We start from the raw sequence: 18,021 nt of genomic DNA, 5'->3' as shown, positions 1-18,021 counted from the left end.
GAAAATCAGACTATAATTATCGCCTAATTCCTTATTTTGCGTATTTTTCTGACACTATGAGCAAACATGATTCATCGCTTTCTAAAGAACAGTTTAATTTACTGAAAGACTTTAAAAAGCAAATCACCAATCCGCATTCGACTGCCATCAAACAGTCTGAGGCCCAAGCTCAAGTTGCTCCGCCCGAGCCAGAAGATGATTTCGCGTTGTTTCAAAAACAAATGCAAGGTGTCCAAAAGATGGAGACCGCGAACATTGCCAAAATAAAAAAAAATCCAAAGAAAAAAATCGATGCGCAAACTTTAGCAAAACGTGCAGCGGCTGAAGGCCCAATGCATACCGATGCAACTGAGCTGTCCGATACTCAAGCAATGCTCAACCCTGTAGCGAGCCAAGCCGCACTCAGTTATCGCATTGCTACACTACAACACAAAGTATTTGAAGATTTAAAAGCGGGTAACATTCGTTGGTTTGAAGCAGTCGACTTGCATGGTTGCACCGTTGAAGAAGCCCGTGTCGCAGTTTTACAAGTCATTCAAATGGCCAAAGATGAAAATCAAAATGTCATTAAAATTGTACATGGCAAAGGTCCGGAAGCCATTTTAAAAACCTATGTGAATGGTTGGCTGCGTCAACACCGCGATGTGCTGGCTTTTGTCAGTGCGCCGGAGAAGCAAGGTGGCACAGGTGCAGTTTTAGTGTTGCTAAAACGTGCTGAAAAGAACCCAAAGTTTAAACAGTAATCGGATTTTTGTCCAAAATAAGGCATTGGAATAGTTTTCTGCTACAATGCCGTCCTTGTTCAATATCAGTGTAAGTGAACACGTCTTATGTCTATGCAGCAATCCTACGCTAACATCTTAACTGCCGTTGGTGAAGACCTAACCCGTCCAGGTCTCCTCGATACGCCTATGCGTGCTGCTAAAGCTTTTTCGTATTTAACGTCTGGTTATAGCAAAAGCTTAGAAGAAGTGACCAATAATGCGGTGTTCCCATCGGACAACCGTGAAATGGTACTGGTTAAAAATATCGAGTTTTATTCACTCTGTGAACACCATTTATTGCCTTTTTATGGTCGCGTACATATTGCGTATTTACCTGAAGGCAATGTCCTTGGACTCTCTAAATTTGCACGCATCACCGAAATGTTTGCACGTCGTCTACAGATTCAAGAAAACCTGACGCAGCAGATTGCAGAAGCGGTTGCAGAAGTGACAGGTGCACGTGGCGTGGCTGTTATGATTGATTCAGCACATATGTGTATGATGATGCGCGGCGTCGGCAAGCAAGAATCGACTACACGTACCGTTTCCTTTATTGGTGACTTTAAAACCAATAAAGAAGAGCGTCGTGAGTTTTTAAGTGCAGTCCCTGAAAGCTATTAATTGAAACATAAAGCCTCAACCTCTGTTGGGGCTTTTTTTATGCATATATCATTGAACGATTCATTTTTTGTTTAGAGGAATACGCAATGTCAGCAATTTGGTTAGCAGGTCATGGTTTGACCCAAGGCGAACAGAGTATTGATTTTCCACGTCCAGACCGTTTGGTTCAAGGCAATCCACAGCGCCAGACCTATAGTCTATATGAACACCCACACATGGGCTGCGGGATTTGGCACTGTGAGGTTGGTTCATGGAATATTCAATTTGCCGACAATAAACAAGAATTCTTTCAAGTGATGGAAGGCAGCATCCGTATTCATGATGCCCACACTCAAGACTTCATTGAAGTCAAGGCCGGTCAGGCAGGAATTATTCCACCGAGTTTTATCGGCACATTTGAAGTGGTTGAAGCTGTTAAAAAATACTATGTGATTGTTGAGGTATAAGTACCTCAACAACCGATTGGAAACGTCTTAGAACAGCTCGTGTTTAAGTCTGAGATTTAAACACTTAGCACTTTTTCAGTCACATGAATACAGTTACGCCCTTTATTTTTGGCGGCATAGAGTGCCGAATCGGCAGTGTCTAAAAAGCGTTGATAGTCAGGATGACCATTATAAACCGTACAACCAATACTGACGGTAAAACTAAAACTTTGCCCATGAGCGGTACGAATTGGGGTTTCCTGTATCCGCATGCGAATCGTTTCAGCAATTTGTAAAGCACGTGTGAGATCACTGTCGACCAACAGCAATAAGAACTCTTCGCCACCGACACGGAAGGCATAGTCACTACCCTTCGCAACATCTAACAAGACTTCAGCAATAAAACGCAGTGCCAAGTCCCCTGCGGTATGCCCATATTTATCGTTGATACGTTTGAAATAATCCGCATCAATTGCTAGTAAGCTCAACGCAGCATCATTTTTACGGGAAAAATTAATTTCACGCGACACAATCGTACTTAAATATCGACGGTTTAACAGCTGAGTCAGCGAGTCATTGCCTGAATCTATATATTCGGTCACTTGAAACAGTTGATCGACCAAATGCTGAATCTGTCGATTCACATCACGAATTTCTTGAATGCGTTCTACCTTCTGAGTCTGATCCTGACAGTCGAGCACGTCAAAATTGAGGGTATCGACCTGTTGAATCAGCCTGATAATGGTCTCAACCTGCTCTGCACCCGTAAAGGCATACGCTGCTTTATGCACAAACCATAGACCAAATTCCGACTTAGACAAAGCAATGTGTTGTAACTGCGGATGCTCGGAGAAGACTTTGAACATCAACTCATTTTCCCAGTCAAGCAAAATACTGCGCTGCTTATCTTTTTGTACTGCGACATCTTGCATTGCAGAAAATAAACGATAGCTATGCTTAACTTCATGGCTTCGCTCTGTATTGGCTTCATAGGATCTACACATGATTTCTGTCGCAAAGCCCATAATTTGCAGCATATAACTCAGCATGTGGTGGTTATTTTCCAGCGGAAGTTCAGCCAAGAGTTCCAAGATCTTGTTTTCAATCTCGCGAATACCGCGCATGATCAACCAAGAAGGAATGCCCACCCGCGCATGTACCTGCCCAACTTTTTGTTGTTTTTCAACTGCTGCATAATAAGCTTCATTCACAGCCACGTCGAAACTTTCAATGAGCCATTGGTTTAAACTGTTTTTTAAACGTTGTTGAATGATGTCATCTTTAAAAAAATCTGCAGCCTCAGGCTCCAAGACAATATTGCTATAAAATTCATTAACCAATACAGACGAATGCTGCTGAATAAAATTTTGCGCTTTAACGTGATCATTCACTGAATAATGTTGGCAAATTTTCCCCCATTGCTCGGCCAATTTAGCCATGCATTCATCATTCATAAAACTTACCTATTTATATATTTTTGAGACTTACTAGACATTTATGTGATTAATATAACAAATTTCAATACTTATTTTCACCATCAGCTTTCATTTTCAGCACTTTATAAAAAGTAAGGCTCACGTTTGGTTGTTTTAACAGCAATGACTTTCATAAAAAAAGCCCCTTTATTGGAGCTTTGAAAAGAGGACCGAACTAAAAGAAATGGATATAACTCAAACCCGTCTGATCCCAATCCTTGCCTTTTTGCTGTTGATACTGCCAATGAAGCCTCAACGCATTTTGCTGATTGAATAAATATTGCAACTGAGTATTCAGTCTGACTTGCCATTGATGGCTATCTTCCCAATATGGCAGCTCGACCTGTACCAAACTATTGATATGTTCGCTCCAGATGTTCTGGCAGCCTACCGTTGGCCCAAGTCCCACGCGCCAACCTCGGTCTAAAGCTTTGCCTGCTTGAACATGATTTTGCAATTGTGCATAGCATAAATGTTGACGCTCTTGATCTGCCACACTATAGCCAAACTGACTGGATAGATTGAATACACCGTGTTGATCCTGTTCACTAAATGCACCATCTCGATTTAGTGCCTCTTGTTGCCAACCCATGTTAAAACCCCAGCTTAATGGTGTTTTAAAGGCAGTCAATGGACTGTAGGCATTGACCTCCAGCACATTTAGTTCTTGCAGTTTTAGTCGATCATCACGGTATTCGAGACTGCCGTCTAGAAACTTAAGCTGTGTACCCAAACGGAAACCGCCTTGCGGGTCTATCAAGTCATGATAGGCCTGACGATGGCTCAGTCGGAAATAAGTGTCACCTTGTATCTCACCTGCTTCAAGCTGAACGGTTCGCGCATGGTGGCCTTTTACTGGATCTACTTTTGGCGCTTCGACCACTTGACGTTGCTTTTCCAAGTCAATCTGACTCCGCAAACCCAGCAGTTGTCGAATACGCGGTTGGGCGTCTTCTGCCGCAATCTTTTGTGCAATTAACTGTAAATACACATGGTCATAGGCCATTTCTAAAATACGTGCCTGATCCACCAAGGCATAGCGACTCAAATAGTCTTGCATTTGAGCAGGTTCAAGTTGCGCAACCTGATGCGCAGCCGCTGCCAAGGCTTGTCCGTGTTGTTTGGCTTGTGCCAACAACTGAGTTTCTAAAGCTGGACGGTAAACACTTTCCGCAATTAGATGGTTTTCATCGACCGCCTTAATTGTCTCAACAGGAATCGCAGCGGTTTTAAATTGTTTTTGTAGGTTGACCTCTGGCCGTACCAAATCAATTAAACCCAGTAAACGATAGGCACAGTTATCACTGATAAAATAGTAAGGAAATTGCACATGCTTGAGTTCCCAAATATGCTCAACCATGGTTTTGGTTTCTTCTGGCGTCAGGGCTAACTCGTACTCCCACAAATCGCGGCTTTCCAAATCACCATATTCTTTCACTTTTCGATAGTACGGCATGAGTGAGTACTCACCTGGGTACTGCCCGGTTAAGCCCTTCCATGCAAAAGAAAAGCTGTCGCTATTGGCCACTGTCGCTGCGTAATTCACGGCATAAGAGACTAAGTTCAGCTGTTTTTGGTCTTTAGGATCGAGCCTTAACAGGGTATGCCCAAACATCGAACTGGGATTGCCCATAAAGTCCGTGGCGTAAATTAAAGTCGCCTTATACGGCTTAATTTGCCCAAGCCACTCATCCAGCTCAGGACATGAGGCTTTAGGCAGTTGGTTTGATGCAATATTCAGTTGTCCTATGAGCCATTTTGACCGGGCTGGAAAGCGACATTGAATCGATTGATTAGCTTCGGTTGGAATAAAGAGTGCTGCAATATTGGCATCAAGCTCTTGTTTGAGCTGAGTTTGTCCGTGCGCACTATAAAAGAACGGACGGTAACTGACTTCACTTTGTCCTGATGAAGTATTGGCATACATCAAACGTTGCCAAGTTACATTTGAGGCAAGCTTAAGCTGCTGTGCTTTTTCAATATAAAACTCTGCTGAGCTAGGTGCTTGAGCAAAGATGCTGGTGCTGAATAGCACACTAAAGAGGAGGACAACAGATTTCATGCAGTGTTAGCTATTCTTCTTTTTTAGATATGAAAAACCCTGCCTGAATGGCAGGGTTTTATGGTGCAATTAAACGTATGCTTTTAATACGCTATCCGTTGCCATGACTGCTTGTAAAGATGCTAATACTTGAAGCGCATCTTGGTTTTCAGCTGAATAGATTTTTGCGAAGTTTTGTTTAGACACTTCAAAGAAACGTGCTTTATCTTCAGACTGGATGTTCAGTAATTCAGCCAGTACATTTAGACTTTCGCCGTCACCAACTGCCATATCACGCGCCAATGCTTCCGCATTTTCGTTGGTAAATGTTACTGCCTGAGCAGTCACTGTACCTGTACCGCTACAACCTAAAGTACCAAAGGTAATACCGAAAAGTTGGTTAGCAAAAAGACCATTGGTTGTACCCGCTAAAATTTTAGCGACTTTACCAGACTGGCCAGCCCAAATTTGTGAACCAATACCACAACCGACGTCATTATCTGCAAATGTAGCGGTAGAACCAACAGCCAAAACCGCAGCCAATGCTATTTTTTTCAACATAAGGTTTCTCCAGACTCGATTATCTCCGAGTATTTTTATTGTTCCTATTGTGTGTATTTTGAGCTACACCCTTGTAAGATAGCGGTAACAAGCGCATAACGCAAAACAATTTATACTAAAGTGAAGTGAATATTTAAAAATGTGCTTTAGCGGTATAAGGACCAACTGCCACGTAGATCTCGTTTCCCTAAAATCTTTAGCACCAACACCAGACTGAGCAGTAGCAATAAATACCAAGAACCCAACTTGCCCCAACCGACCATATGCCATGCATCGACTTGACTTGGGTACAACCAGATTTGGTAAAACGTACTGATATTTTCCGCAATCCAAATAATAAAAGCCAACAGTAAAAGTACGGGTAACATCGGCAGTTGAAAACGGTGTTGCTGTAATTCAAAGCCAATCTTGGTTTTCCAAAACAGCACTATGCTCCACGCAAACAAAAGATAACGAATATCTGGAACAAAAAATTTGGACATAAAGTTGATATAAGACAACACCGCCAATGTCAGCATGGCGGAGAAACGGGGCAAGTGTTCAAAAGAAACATGATAAAGACGTAATGAACGCGCAAAAAAACTGCCCACAGCCGAATACATAAAACCTGCAAACAAAGGCACTGTTAAAATTTTAAACACGGCGGGATGCGGATACTGCCAAGATGCAATTTGCGGATGGGTCAAAAAGATTTCCATCACCATTGCCATCACATGAAATAATGCAATCACTTTGGCCTCGGCCCAAGACTCAAGTTTTAAGTACAACAGACAAACTTGAATCAGCACGGCATAAAACAATAGATAGTCATAACGGAAAAAGCCGAAATATTCCTGACTTCCCATACTGGCTGTGAAGGCAAAAGCCAATAACAGTAATATCCCAAATAAGGCAGCCGAAGCTGCCTTGGATGAGAACTCAAAACATGATTTTAAAATCGTGATCACGCATGAACCCTAATTGAATTGAAGCTGTGAAACTTAGAGATATTTGGCACTGTATTCATGCACAGTATCAATAAAGGCTTTCGGGTTTTCAGGGTCAACCCACTGAGTAATGCCATGACCTAAGTTTGCAACATAACCCGTTTTCTCACCGCCTGCATAAGCGTCATCTAGCATGGCCTTGGTGGCTTTCACAATGGTCTCATGCGAACCATATAATGTTGCAGGGTCTAAGTTGCCTTGCAGTGCCGCACGGCCAGCCACCGTTTGGCGAGCCACATTTAATGGCGTCGTCCAATCTAGACCAAAAGCATCCGCCCCTGTTGCCACCATTGGCTCTAACCATTGACCGCCACCTTTGGTGAATAAAATCACAGGCACTTTACGTCCTTCATTTTCACGTTGTAAACCTGCAACAATTTTTTGCATGTATTTTAAAGAAAATTCTAAATATTCACGGTGTGCTAGCGCCCCGCCCCAGCTGTCAAAAATCTGTATGGCTTGAGCACCTGCATCAATTTGCGCATTTAGATAGTCAATCACCGCATCAGCCAAACGATCGAGCAGTGCATGTAAAACTTCAGGTTGCGCATACATCATTTGCTTGGTGAAACGGAAATCTTTGCTCGAACCACCTTCAACCATATAAGTTGCCAGCGTCCAAGGACTACCTGAAAAGCCAATTAATGGCACTTGTCCACCAAGTGCTGAACGAATCGTCTTGACCGCATTCATCACATAATCAAGATCAGACGCGGCATTAAACTGAGGTAAATTCGCCACATCTTGTTCAGTACGAACCGCTTTGTGAAATTTAGGCCCTTCCCCAGCTTCAAAATAAAGCCCTAAACCCAAAGCATCGGGCACAGTTAAAATATCTGAAAATAAAATGGCAGCGTCTAGTTCATAACGACGTAAAGGCTGTAAAGTCACTTCACAAGCAAAATCGTTATTTTTACACAGCGAAAGGAAATCACCCGCTTGAGCACGGGTTGCACGATATTCAGGTAAATAACGCCCTGCTTGACGCATCATCCAGACGGGTGTGGTATCTACAGGTTCACGTAATAAAGCACGTAGAAAACGATCATTTTTAAGCGTCGTCATTTACTTTCCCATCTCAATTAAATTTGCTCACCATCATAACAAAAAGGTCGAATTTTTAATAACTTCTCATAACACTAAAATTCGATCAGGACAAAGATGCAAACGAATATTTACACAAAACAAATACTGCATCTCCATCTTTTTTCTGTAATACTTCACTAGTTTTTACTTTGTAAATGAATAATTCTTAAGGTTGAATTACATGTTCGTTCGCACAATACTCGCGATGAGTTTAAGTTGCATTCTTGCTGGTACAGCGTTTGCTGCATCTACTACTGAACAACCCTTGACGCCAAAAAAGATCATTGATACTTCAGTTCAAGACCCTATTGATCCTTTAGCAACAGATGTCGCTTCAGCTTCTACTGCGGTTGCAAACAGCCAAATTACAGCAAAAGAACAAGCAGACTTAAACCAAGCTTCGCAAACTTTAGATCAACTTGAACAATCTGAAGATAAAACCGCTGACGTTGGTGCTGCACCAAGCAAAACCACCACTGCACCGACCACCACGACGACCAATCCTGCTGCGGCTAAAGCATCGTGGACATTAAATGGTCTAAACAGTGCAGAATGGTTCGACAATATTGGTAAAGGCCAATTTCCTGTCTATGCACGTGCTCACGTGATGCTCAATAATGCGCATGCGTCTCCAGGTGCAATTGATGGCATGAGCGGTAAAAATACCCTCAAAGCCATTGCTTCGTTCCAGCAAATGAGCGGTTTAAAAGCAACAGGTACCTTAACCAAAGAAACTTGGGATGCTCTACTTGCAAGCCAAGGTTCTAAGCCTGCATTTATTGAATACACCATTACCGAAGCAGACCTAAAAGGTCCTTATGCTGCATCTATTCCACGCGATTATGCACTACAAGCCAAAATGAAAGGTTTGTATTACACCCGTGTGACTGAAATGTTGGGTGAAAAGTTCCATATGGATGAAGACTTCTTGCAGAAGTTAAATCCAAAAGCAACCTTCAAAAAAGCGGGCGAAAAAATTATTGTGGCCAATATCCGCAATGAAGTGCCAGAAGACATTCATTTGATCGTTGCGCACAAAGGTGCAAAACAGCTGTATTTATTTAACAGCCGCAACCAAATGATCGGTTCTTTCCCTGCAACTATTGGTAGCTCAGATACTCCGTCTCCAACGGGTACTTATAAAGTCACTGGTGTTGCGCCAAATCCTTGGTATAGCTACTCACCAAGTAACTTTGTACAGGGCAAAAACTTAAAACCACTTTCTCTACCACCGGGTCCGAATGGTCCTGTAGGGAATATCTGGATTGGTTTAAGCAAAAAATCATTTGGTATTCATGGCACACCAAACCCTTCTGCTATTTCTAAAACAGCATCACACGGTTGTATCCGTTTGACCAACTGGGATGCCAATGATCTTGGCAAAAAAGTGAAGTCAGGTGTTACGGTTAAATTCTTAGAATAATTGGCTTTCTAAGGTATTTACGCTATAAAAGGTGCTCTCTTGAGAGCACCTTTTTTAAATTATAACAACATAGAATGACGATGAACGCTTTAAAAATAATACTGCCCGTGGCCTGCTTACTGTTTTTCTCACCTTATAGCTTTGCCGAATTAGATCAAGAAATCGTGACCAGCGTGGATGCTTCTGCTTATGCGGTGGAATCTGACTATCCATTTGACAGTCTGAATGATCATGAAAAAATCCGCCATCCCCAATACATTCCAGAGGAAGACAGTCTCAGAGAGCCTCTTTTGAATGCACGCTATTACGTCATCGCAGGTAAATCTCCGATTCACTATTACGCGATTCGAACAGGAGCAAAGCCTAAACTACTTTATTTAAACCAGCCCCACTCGGCAGTTTTTTCAATAGGCGAGGCTTATGCTGAAAATCGAGAAAAAATCACCCTACAGCCTCAACTCGACAATACAGTCAAAAATCATGAGTTGTTTTCGATTATGCCCGTCGCGAAGCATCTCGCACTGATTTTTCGTACTCGCTATGCCTATACTCCTACAGAGTTAAAAGCCAATGCGGCCATGAACGCCACCTATGCCAACAATCGCTACCGATACAGCTATGAAATTATTGAAATCGACACGAAGGGCAAACAGCTCCACCGCGTGCAATTTGTGGCTCCAATCATTGAAGATGGAATGAGTTTTGGCCCCAAATGGGATGAAGACTTATCAGATTATAATCATGCAATACTTGAATACAGCACCAAGTCCCCGGGCGACTACCAAACCGTGCATCCTTATAACATTGAAACCCGTTATGAATACAAACAAGGTCAATTGAAGCACTTTGAACAAAAAATTCTGCTCACCGCCAGTGACAAAGTGTTCTTAAAGAATTCACCGAACTCGATTAATTATGAAAATTATCTCGATGATCAAGATGTACCACTCTCCGTTGAAAGCAGTACTTGCCTTGATGACTATTTTGTTTTTAAGGACAAAGCGGCTCCACTCGGTGTGAAATGGGGCAATGACTGGATGCAACAGCAGCCGAATCTACATCAACAATTTTTAGCTGAATATGCGCAAGGCAAAAACTACGTCTGGAAAGATTTCCGCGTACGGTATTGTGATTTAAACTAAGGCTGCAATGTTGTGTTTAATCATTCCAATATTGAAACGCAACATTGCAAATTCACTATTTTAGCGATAAATATAAAACGCTAAAATTACTCCATAGATTAAAAATAAGATTGGAGTTCAAAATGGATGCTTTCATTCATCGCAGTCAAGACCGTGGTCATGTCAATATCGGCTGGCTAGAGTCGAAACATAGCTTTTCTTTTGGTAGTTGGTATAACCCTAAATATATGGGCGTAAGTGCTTTACGTGTCATCAATGACGACGTGATCGCGGGTCATCAAGGTTTTGGGCAACACCCCCATGACAATATGGAAATCTTAACCTGTGTACTCAAAGGCACCATCACCCATAAAGACAGCATGGGCAACCATGGTGGTATTTCAGCAGGTGAATGGCAACTGATGAGTGCAGGTACGGGTGTGCAGCACAGCGAAATGAATCAGGGTGATGAGCCAGTACATTTGCTACAAATTTGGATTACCCCAAATCAAAGAGATGCAGCGCCAAACTATCAACAGATTCGTCTTGATCCGCATGAGCAGCCAAATCAATGGCATGCGATTTGTGGCCCAAATGACAATGCTGCAATGCATATTCGTCAAAATGCCGAAGTCAAAACAGCTGTGATTGAAAAAGATCAAATGCTAGAAGTTAAAGCTACACAGCATATTAACTATGTGCATGTAATTTCAGGCTCAATCCAAATTGCAGAACATACTCTTCATGCAGGTGACGCAATTGCTTTCTTAGAAGCAAGCAATGTTAAAGCTGTGGAAGATGCACAAGTGATTTGGTTTGATTTGCCTGAAGGCAAATAAGTCATCACTCATATTAAAAAGCCAGCGTCTAGACGTTGGCTTTTTAATACAAAACTCAAGCAGCTTTTTTCCCTTGGCTTAGAGAAAATTCACCGCAAGTAATGCTACAGCAGCAGGTAAGGCTTGAATGTAGATAATTTTCTTACTGGCGGTCAGGCCACCATAAATACCAGCAACCAAAACGCAGCCTAAAAAGAAATTGGCCAGTGGTAGTGCGTAAGTTTCAGGTGCACATAGCGCCCAAAATAGACCTGCAGCCAAGAAACCATTATATAAGCCTTGATTTTTCGCCATGACTTTGGTCAGCTGTGCTTTTTCAGGCGTATTGCCAAAGGCTTTTAAACCATAGGGCTTATCCCATAAAAACATCTCTAAAACTAAAATATACACATGCAACAGTGCAATTAAAGCAATCAAAATTTGTCCCATCATACGCTTTATCCTTATTTTTGATGAATGATGCTAGATCAGCTTCACAGCTGATCTAGGTCGAAAACAGTTAAGGTTTCAAAAGTACTTTACCCTGACGTGCGCCTTGCGTCGCTTTCAGTGCAGCATCTTTAATTTGTGCAAAGCTGAAGATACCTTCAACAGGCAGCAGTAATTTTTTCTGTGCAGCAAGCGTCAATAACTCCACAATTAACGCCTTTTTGCGTTCAGCAGATAATTGCTTATTCACCACACTCGCCCAAAAACCTTTAACTGTAGCTTGTTTAAAAATCAGATCTCCCGAAGAAATCTGCATGGTCTCACCCGTCATGCTACCAAATGAAACCAATAGACTATTTTCACTCAGTAAAGCCAACATTTCACCACTGGCCTGACCACCAATGGAGTCTACACCCGCAATCAATGGCTGATCTGCATGAATCGCTTTGACTTGTTCTTTCCAATCGGCTTGGTCTGTTGCCACCACATTTTGAATGCCTAAAGCCTGCATTTCAGCTACAGCCTCAGTACGGCGAACCAAATGAATGACCTTTTGACCACGCGCTTTTGCAATCATTGCCACGGTTTTACCCACTGCACCATTGGCAGTGTTCTGAATCAACCAAGAATCTGCTGGCAAGTCGATAAAATCTAAAAGCATCAGTGCACTGATCGGCATCCCAATCAACTGAGCTGCCGTTTCATCATCAATCGCATCAGTTAAAGGCACGACACCATGCGCTGGTGCAATAAAATACTCAGCCCAACTGCCATGAATTCCTGCAACCGCTACACGCTGCCCTACCGATATGCCTTGTACACCCTCACCAAGCGCATCAATTACACCCACAGCTTCACTGCCACCAATTGCAGGCAGTGTCGGTTTATAACCATAACTGCCACGCACTGTCCACACATCATGGTTATGCATTGGCGATAGAATCATTTTAATACGCACTTCACCCGCTTTCGGTTCAGGTTGCGGCATATCCGCAGCTTCCAAGACTTCAACAGGTTCACCAAAATGGTGATGAATAATACTTTGCATTTGCTATTCCTTTATCGGTTGTAATAGTTGTTGGGTGGTTTCCAAAGCAAGGTAAAGGGGCTGCTTATTTCGGGCCAGTCTTGCCAATAAAGCTGCCCCCAACCACAGTTGATACATCGTCTGTGCCATTTTTTCAGCGTCAATATGCGCTGGAATTGAACCGTCTTGCTGCCCTGCTTGGATTAGACCCGAAATACGTTCTGTTAACTTACGCACCCCGAAGTTCAAAATCTGACGCATATCTTCAGACAAATCTGAGACTTCTGCTGCCAATTTGACGATCAAACAATTCTCCGCCCATCCCCCATCGCTATGATGTTCAACATCACTTTCAATATGTGATGGGTTATCAATCCATGCTTGCCAAAGTGCCACGAGGCTTGCATAGGCGCTTCGCTGTTCTTGCTGTATCAGCTGATCGATTTTGACCTTATAGTCGGCTAGATACTGCTGAAGTAGCGCACAGCCGAAAGCCTCTTTCGAAGCAAAGTAATAATAGAATGAACCTTTTGGTACATCACAATTCTTTAGAATTTCCTGTAAGCCCACTCCGACAAAACCTTTATGTAACACCAGTTGAAAACTGCTATTTAAAATGTGTAGTCGTGTTGCTTCACTTTTATCTGATCGTTTCATATCCACACTATAAATTAATAATAGACCAGTCGTCTATAAAATAATGCATCTTTTCGATACTTCATCTCGAACCATTGGATTGCATATAAATTTTACTGATTAAATTTTAGATATAAATGATTGAAATAGATGTTACATTATACCATAACATTAGTTTTTAATTCATCTTATGTCTACACCTTCACAACGTTTACAAGCGATTGACGCCCTCAGAGGATTGGTTATTCTGATTATGATGGTCGACCATGTCAGAGAAACTTTTTATCTGCACCAGCAAGTCCCCGACCCGATGCTGATTCCAGGAACCGAAGAATCCCTTTTCTTTAGCCGGATCTTGGCTCACTTATGTGCCCCTGTTTTTGTGGTTTTAACAGGCTTATCGGCTTATCTTTACCAAGCAAAAAACAACAGTGTTCAAATGACCCGTGAATTTTTACTCAAGCGCGGTCTATTTCTAATTTTTCTCGAACTGATCATTATCAATTTCGCTTGGACTGGACAGTTCCCGCCCGATGTCATCTATTTACAAGTGATTTGGGCCATTGGTCTCAGTATGGTGGTTTTAGCAGGCTTGATTGGGCTATCGCAAAAATGGCTCTGGGTGATCAGTCTCAGCATTATTTTTGGACATAATGCACTGGATCAAGTGTCATTTTCACAAATACCTATCCTGCAAAATCTGTGGTTTATTTTGCATGAACGTGGTTGGATCGAATTTGGAGATCTGATTCGCTTTAGAACCTCCTACCCAGTACTGCCTTGGATTGGGGTGATTACCCTCGGCTATTGCATCGGTCATACTGTATTTAACAGTACACATGATGTCGCGAAAAGAAATCAAATCTTGTTAGGCTTCGGGCTTGCCAGTATCAGTTTATTTATCGTTTTAAGAATGATCAATCTCTATGGCGACCAAGCATGGTCAGTCATGCCGACCAGCACTGAAACCGTTATGAGTTTTTTAAATCTGACCAAGTATCCGCCATCGCTGCTGTTTATTTTGTGGAATGTCGGACTAGGTTTAATCCTGTTAGTGTTACTTCAAAAGGTTGAAAGTAAACCTTGGATCAAGCCCTTGATTGTCTTTGGTTCCGTGCCGATGTTTTTCTATATCGTACACTTATATGTGCTGAAAGCCCTCTATCTCATTGCAGTCGCACTGTTTGGCACGACCCATGGCGAATACTTCGGCGTCGATCATGTCTCCACCCTCTGGCTCATTTCGATTATTTTAACTGTGGCTTTCTATCCGTTGATGTTGAAATTCTCAGCCTTTAAACATAAAAACAAACACATTCGCATTCTTAAATACCTCTAAGGATTTAAGGTGTATAGCCAATTTCACTGAAACAAGATTGATGCTTAGTCCAACTAGGCATCAGATTTCCCGACACCCAGCAATTATGCTTTATGCGCCAACGAATGTCTGAAGCAAAAAATTTACTTTGCTTTAGTCTGCAATGCTAAGCAGATTGAAATTAAAACCATCCCAATCCAGCCGATTGGTGCAAGTTGTTCTCCCACCAACAGGATTGCAAATACAGCGGCAATCAAAGGCTCAAACAAGGTCAAAGTAATAGCTTTACTGGCAGGCACGGTTTTTAAGCCATATCCAAATAAAACATAGCCTAAAAACATGGGGATCAACATCATATAACCTACGACATAAAGGTTGATGTTTTCTTCAAACAAGTTTGAACCCGTTATCCATAAAGTCGGAAGTAATAATAAAGAACCAAGTCCGAAGATGAGCCCCATAGACGCTTTTGCATCCATTCCTTGGTCAATCATTCGTTTTGCCGCCCAAGAATATAAAGCATAGGTCAATCCCGCAACCGCCCCTAAAGCAATACCCAACATTGGTCGATTTTGGGACAAATGCTCCATGGTTGCTACAGCATGTGATTCCCCGAGAGAAAGTAGCGCAACGCCCGTCACCCCCAATACAAAACTCATCAGCCATGTCATCGAAAGTTCTTTTCGATCAAATACCCTTTCTAAAAGTGCGGTAAATAAAGGCGCCGTACCAATCGACACGACCGTACCAATGGTGATGCCTGCATAGTGCATCGATGAATAAAAGGCCAAAGGATAAATAAAAACCGCAATTACGCCTACACCGAGCATCACAACATTGGCTTTGACATGTACCAGATGGTAGATAATACTTTTTCGCGCCAAAAGTGCCTGTAACAGTCCACCACCACCCATCGCAGCAGCGCCAATAGCCAAAGGACTCAAATTAGGTGCAAAAGATGCCACTGTGCCCGTCGTTCCCCATAGAAAAGCAGCGAACAGCACCGTGATAAAACCATAATTCGGTACCGCAGAAACAGACTGATTCACGTACTGATTTCCTGTGTTAAAAGTATTTTCACCATCGCTGTTGCAGCTTGTACTTTTTCACTCGAGCTTTCCAAGCCTGCTCGCGCAATCGATCCCTCTAGAATAAAAGACAACAACAAAGCCATTTGTTTGACCTTGTCTGCGTCCGAAATGATAAGGGCAAGCTGTGTAGAGATAATGTTTTCAATTTCATCCTTGTGCGCTTTCACAGCCAAGCGCTCGGCGCTGTGCGCTGGGAACTCAGCAGCAGCATTCAACAAACCACAGCCCCGAAAGCCTTTTTCATAGGCAAACTCGGCATGGTCTTGATAGGCTTCAAAAACCGCGACAATTTTATCAATAGGGGTATGGGCTTGTTGGTTTCGAAGCGCATACAAATCTAACCACTCTTGATGCCGTGCTTCTATATAAGAAGTGATCAAGTCAGCCTTAGTCGCGAAATTATTATATAAGGACATTTTAGCAACTTTGGCCTTATCGGTAATGCTATTAATCCCTGTACTGGTGATGCCATCGTTATAAAACAAAATCGCGGCTGCATCTAAAATTTTCTGTTTCGCAGTTTTGGTATTCATCACACTCAACTAAGTAGACCGATCTACCTAATCTATAGAATCTGTAAAAATATACAAGTCACCTTTGCTTATTTAATGGAGGAAATATCAGATGAATCAAATACGGGAGAATACCCTTCAATCACCCCATTACAATGGCGGTGGATAAAAAGCGAAACAGAACAATCGCTCTATACTTTTACACAGCATATGTAGTTCCAACTTATATACAATGAGTTGCTATATAGGCTGAACAACGCGTGCTCAAAACCGCTCAGATGAAATTAAAAAACTGATCTACAAAAATGACTGCTACACAGTACAACTGCATAGTCTCTATAATTGCTTGTCTGAAACGAATAGTGAATCTAAAAAAGGATCGAGTTGGACAACTCAAGCTATAGCTGAATACTATAAAAGAAGACTTCAATACCTTAAATAAAAAAAGCAGCAAGAAAAGGTCTGACTGCTTTTTTTAGAATTTGATCACTGCCGATTTATGTGGTGTTCCCCACACTACTTGACGTAATGGCCCAACTTAAACTTGGGTTATCGATTAATGATTCGTTTTAATTTGTATTTAAAAATAATTTGGCGGAAGCGGTGAGATTCGAACTCACGGAGGACTCACACCCTCGTCGGTTTTCAAGACCGGTGCATTAAACCGCTCTGCCACGCTTCCATGGGCGCTATCATATAAATAAAAATATTTTTTGGCAAATATTTTTCATCTCACGGCCTTCAAAAAGCCACTATTCAGCTAAAAAATGTTCAATCTCAATAAGATATTAACTTTACAGCCTGCATATCCCGGAAAAATGAGCGATAACTCTGGCATCTTTTAGAAATTAATTTAAAAAAGGCATAAAAAAACCCCGACTTAGTCAGGGTTTTTTGAATTTGGCGGAAGCGGTGAGATTCGAACTCACGGAGGACTCACACCCTCGTCGGTTTTCAAGACCGGTGCATTAAACCGCTCTGCCACGCTTCCATGGGCGACATCATATAAACATTCAATCTACTTGGCAAATACTTTTCTTCAAAAATCACACCAAGTGGCTAAAATTAAAACAAAATCTTTTAGTTCTCTGAACTTTCAGGTCTGTCATAACGAATTGAATTAACATACCAGTGTTTTTTTCCAGTTGGCGTCAACACTTCAATTTCATCATCGACTTGTTTGGACAGTAAAGCACGTGCCATCGGCGAGTCGATAGAGATGTGCTGCGGGTGATGATCATAAATTTCATCTACTCCGACGATGCGTAAGGTTTTTTGTTCCCCTGCGTCATTTTCAATTTCGACCCAAGCGCCAAAATAAATCTTGCCAGCCTGCTCTTCAGAAAAGTCGATAATACGAAGTTCTTCGAGGCGTTTTCCCAAGTAGCGAACCCGTCGATCAATCTTACGTAAGATCTGTTTGTTGTACTGATAATCCGCGTTTTCACTACGATCACCAAGGCTCGCCGCCCAGTTTACTTTCTTGGTAATTTCAGGGCGTTCTTCATGCCAAAGCTGCTTTAATTCCGCCACCAATTTGTCGTGACCTGCACGTGTAATTAAGTTTGATTTCATGATGAATGCCGTCTAAATCTGCTTATTGATTTACAACAAAGGATTATTTTATCCCTTATTTCTCCACAACAGAAGTTTATAAAATAAATTC

Annotated in this window: 18 protein-coding genes and 2 tRNA genes; 7 read left to right on the top strand and 13 right to left on the bottom strand. The window is 42.0% G+C overall.

Annotated features, from left to right (window positions below; all coding sequences use genetic code 11):
• Positions 1-56 precede the first annotated feature (56 nt).
• The 3 genes from HYI04_RS01770 (at position 57) to HYI04_RS01760 (ending at position 1,831) form a co-directional block, all read left to right on the top strand.
• Positions 57-743 (top strand): Smr/MutS family protein, encoded by a 687-nt coding sequence (locus tag HYI04_RS01770; protein ID WP_010327243.1) that lies wholly within the window; start codon positions 57-59, stop codon positions 741-743.
• Positions 744-836: 93 nt separating this feature from the next.
• A complete protein-coding gene (gene folE, locus HYI04_RS01765) occupies positions 837-1,385 on the top strand; it encodes a GTP cyclohydrolase I FolE (RefSeq protein WP_171054237.1) in 549 nt (182 codons plus the stop codon).
• Positions 1,386-1,471: 86 nt separating this feature from the next.
• Entirely contained in the window at positions 1,472-1,831 is a 360-nt protein-coding gene (locus HYI04_RS01760) for a cupin domain-containing protein (RefSeq protein ID WP_010327244.1), read from the top strand.
• A gap of 56 nt (positions 1,832-1,887) precedes the next feature.
• On the opposite strand, the gene HYI04_RS01755 is transcribed toward HYI04_RS01760, so the two are convergent.
• The 5 genes from HYI04_RS01755 to hemE form a co-directional block, all read right to left on the bottom strand.
• On the bottom strand, positions 1,888-3,264 hold the full coding sequence (locus HYI04_RS01755; RefSeq protein ID WP_010327245.1) for a diguanylate cyclase: 1,377 nt from the start codon (positions 3,262-3,264) through the stop codon (positions 1,888-1,890).
• Positions 3,265-3,460: 196 nt separating this feature from the next.
• Complete coding sequence (locus HYI04_RS01750) at positions 3,461-5,347, bottom strand: DUF4105 domain-containing protein (protein WP_010327246.1); 1,887 nt, start codon at positions 5,345-5,347, stop codon at positions 3,461-3,463.
• Between the two features lie 69 nt (positions 5,348-5,416).
• A complete protein-coding gene (locus HYI04_RS01745) occupies positions 5,417-5,887 on the bottom strand; it encodes a DUF3015 family protein (protein ID WP_005400471.1) in 471 nt (156 codons plus the stop codon).
• A gap of 146 nt (positions 5,888-6,033) precedes the next feature.
• On the bottom strand, positions 6,034-6,831 hold the full coding sequence (locus tag HYI04_RS01740) for a DUF817 family protein (protein ID WP_171054236.1): 798 nt from the start codon (positions 6,829-6,831) through the stop codon (positions 6,034-6,036).
• 36 nt (positions 6,832-6,867) lie between these two features.
• On the bottom strand, positions 6,868-7,938 hold the full coding sequence (hemE, locus tag HYI04_RS01735; RefSeq protein WP_005400469.1) for a uroporphyrinogen decarboxylase: 1,071 nt from the start codon (positions 7,936-7,938) through the stop codon (positions 6,868-6,870).
• Positions 7,939-8,140: 202 nt separating this feature from the next.
• Here hemE and HYI04_RS01730 point away from each other — a divergent pair, with 202 nt between their 5' ends.
• From HYI04_RS01730 to HYI04_RS01720, 3 genes are all read left to right on the top strand, one after another.
• Positions 8,141-9,382, top strand: coding sequence for a L,D-transpeptidase (locus HYI04_RS01730; RefSeq protein ID WP_010327247.1), 1,242 nt, complete (start codon positions 8,141-8,143; stop codon positions 9,380-9,382).
• A gap of 80 nt (positions 9,383-9,462) precedes the next feature.
• On the top strand, positions 9,463-10,524 hold the full coding sequence (locus tag HYI04_RS01725; protein WP_224216365.1) for a hypothetical protein: 1,062 nt from the start codon (positions 9,463-9,465) through the stop codon (positions 10,522-10,524).
• Between the two features lie 122 nt (positions 10,525-10,646).
• Positions 10,647-11,342, top strand: a complete 696-nt coding sequence (locus HYI04_RS01720; protein ID WP_010327249.1) for a pirin-like bicupin family protein — start codon at positions 10,647-10,649, stop codon at positions 11,340-11,342.
• Positions 11,343-11,420: 78 nt separating this feature from the next.
• Here HYI04_RS01720 and HYI04_RS01715 read toward each other — a convergent pair whose 3' ends face one another.
• From HYI04_RS01715 to HYI04_RS01705, 3 genes are all read right to left on the bottom strand, one after another.
• Positions 11,421-11,774 carry a DUF1304 domain-containing protein gene (locus HYI04_RS01715; protein ID WP_010327250.1) on the bottom strand — a complete coding sequence of 118 codons (354 nt, stop codon included), beginning with the start codon at positions 11,772-11,774 and terminating at the stop codon, positions 11,421-11,423.
• A 67-nt stretch (positions 11,775-11,841) separates the two neighbouring features.
• Positions 11,842-12,819, bottom strand: coding sequence for a zinc-binding dehydrogenase (locus HYI04_RS01710; RefSeq protein ID WP_010327251.1), 978 nt, complete (start codon positions 12,817-12,819; stop codon positions 11,842-11,844).
• 3 nt (positions 12,820-12,822) lie between these two features.
• Entirely contained in the window at positions 12,823-13,455 is a 633-nt protein-coding gene (locus tag HYI04_RS01705; protein ID WP_010327252.1) for a TetR/AcrR family transcriptional regulator, read from the bottom strand.
• Positions 13,456-13,624: 169 nt separating this feature from the next.
• On the opposite strand from HYI04_RS01705, the gene HYI04_RS01700 reads away from it, so the two are divergent.
• Positions 13,625-14,773, top strand: a complete 1,149-nt coding sequence (locus tag HYI04_RS01700) for a DUF1624 domain-containing protein (protein ID WP_058951683.1) — start codon at positions 13,625-13,627, stop codon at positions 14,771-14,773.
• A gap of 122 nt (positions 14,774-14,895) precedes the next feature.
• Here the strand turns inward: HYI04_RS01700 and HYI04_RS01695 are convergent, their stop codons facing one another.
• From HYI04_RS01695 to greB, 5 genes are all read right to left on the bottom strand, one after another.
• Positions 14,896-15,801, bottom strand: coding sequence for a DMT family transporter (locus HYI04_RS01695; protein WP_010327254.1), 906 nt, complete (start codon positions 15,799-15,801; stop codon positions 14,896-14,898).
• Complete coding sequence (locus HYI04_RS01690; RefSeq protein ID WP_010327255.1) at positions 15,798-16,376, bottom strand: TetR/AcrR family transcriptional regulator; 579 nt, start codon at positions 16,374-16,376, stop codon at positions 15,798-15,800. Before HYI04_RS01690 ends, HYI04_RS01695 begins: the two co-directional genes overlap by 4 nt.
• Positions 16,377-16,947: 571 nt before the next feature.
• A tRNA-Ser gene (locus tag HYI04_RS01685) sits at positions 16,948-17,037 on the bottom strand.
• 219 nt (positions 17,038-17,256) lie between these two features.
• Positions 17,257-17,346, bottom strand: a tRNA-Ser gene (locus tag HYI04_RS01680).
• A gap of 89 nt (positions 17,347-17,435) precedes the next feature.
• Complete coding sequence (greB, locus tag HYI04_RS01675; protein ID WP_004695648.1) at positions 17,436-17,930, bottom strand: transcription elongation factor GreB; 495 nt, start codon at positions 17,928-17,930, stop codon at positions 17,436-17,438.
• Positions 17,931-18,021 lie beyond the last annotated feature (91 nt).

The organism is Acinetobacter sp. SwsAc2 (assembly GCF_013391465.1).
Taxonomy (GTDB): domain Bacteria; phylum Pseudomonadota; class Gammaproteobacteria; order Pseudomonadales; family Moraxellaceae; genus Acinetobacter; species Acinetobacter johnsonii.
Note: the sequence above shows the minus strand (reverse complement) of the source record. Positions and strands in the feature narration are given on the sequence as shown.

Bases quoted from the DNA above. Each gene is read 5' to 3' on its own strand.
- HYI04_RS01770 (WP_010327243.1), top strand. From the start codon at position 57: ATGAGCAAACATGATTCATCGCTTTCTAAAGAACAGTTTAATTTACTG.
- folE (WP_171054237.1), top strand. From the start codon at position 837: ATGCAGCAATCCTACGCTAACATCTTAACTGCCGTTGGTGAAGACCTA.
- HYI04_RS01760 (WP_010327244.1), top strand. From the start codon at position 1,472: ATGTCAGCAATTTGGTTAGCAGGTCATGGTTTGACCCAAGGCGAACAG.
- HYI04_RS01755 (WP_010327245.1), bottom strand. From the start codon at position 3,264: ATGAATGATGAATGCATGGCTAAATTGGCCGAGCAATGGGGGAAAATT.
- HYI04_RS01750 (WP_010327246.1), bottom strand. From the start codon at position 5,347: ATGAAATCTGTTGTCCTCCTCTTTAGTGTGCTATTCAGCACCAGCATC.
- HYI04_RS01745 (WP_005400471.1), bottom strand. From the start codon at position 5,887: ATGTTGAAAAAAATAGCATTGGCTGCGGTTTTGGCTGTTGGTTCTACC.
- hemE (WP_005400469.1), bottom strand. From the start codon at position 7,938: ATGACGACGCTTAAAAATGATCGTTTTCTACGTGCTTTATTACGTGAA.
- HYI04_RS01730 (WP_010327247.1), top strand. From the start codon at position 8,141: ATGTTCGTTCGCACAATACTCGCGATGAGTTTAAGTTGCATTCTTGCT.
- HYI04_RS01725 (WP_224216365.1), top strand. From the start codon at position 9,463: ATGAACGCTTTAAAAATAATACTGCCCGTGGCCTGCTTACTGTTTTTC.
- HYI04_RS01720 (WP_010327249.1), top strand. From the start codon at position 10,647: ATGGATGCTTTCATTCATCGCAGTCAAGACCGTGGTCATGTCAATATC.
- HYI04_RS01715 (WP_010327250.1), bottom strand. From the start codon at position 11,774: ATGATGGGACAAATTTTGATTGCTTTAATTGCACTGTTGCATGTGTAT.
- HYI04_RS01710 (WP_010327251.1), bottom strand. From the start codon at position 12,819: ATGCAAAGTATTATTCATCACCATTTTGGTGAACCTGTTGAAGTCTTG.
- HYI04_RS01705 (WP_010327252.1), bottom strand. From the start codon at position 13,455: ATGAAACGATCAGATAAAAGTGAAGCAACACGACTACACATTTTAAAT.
- HYI04_RS01700 (WP_058951683.1), top strand. From the start codon at position 13,625: ATGTCTACACCTTCACAACGTTTACAAGCGATTGACGCCCTCAGAGGA.
- HYI04_RS01690 (WP_010327255.1), bottom strand. From the start codon at position 16,376: ATGAATACCAAAACTGCGAAACAGAAAATTTTAGATGCAGCCGCGATT.
- greB (WP_004695648.1), bottom strand. From the start codon at position 17,930: ATGAAATCAAACTTAATTACACGTGCAGGTCACGACAAATTGGTGGCG.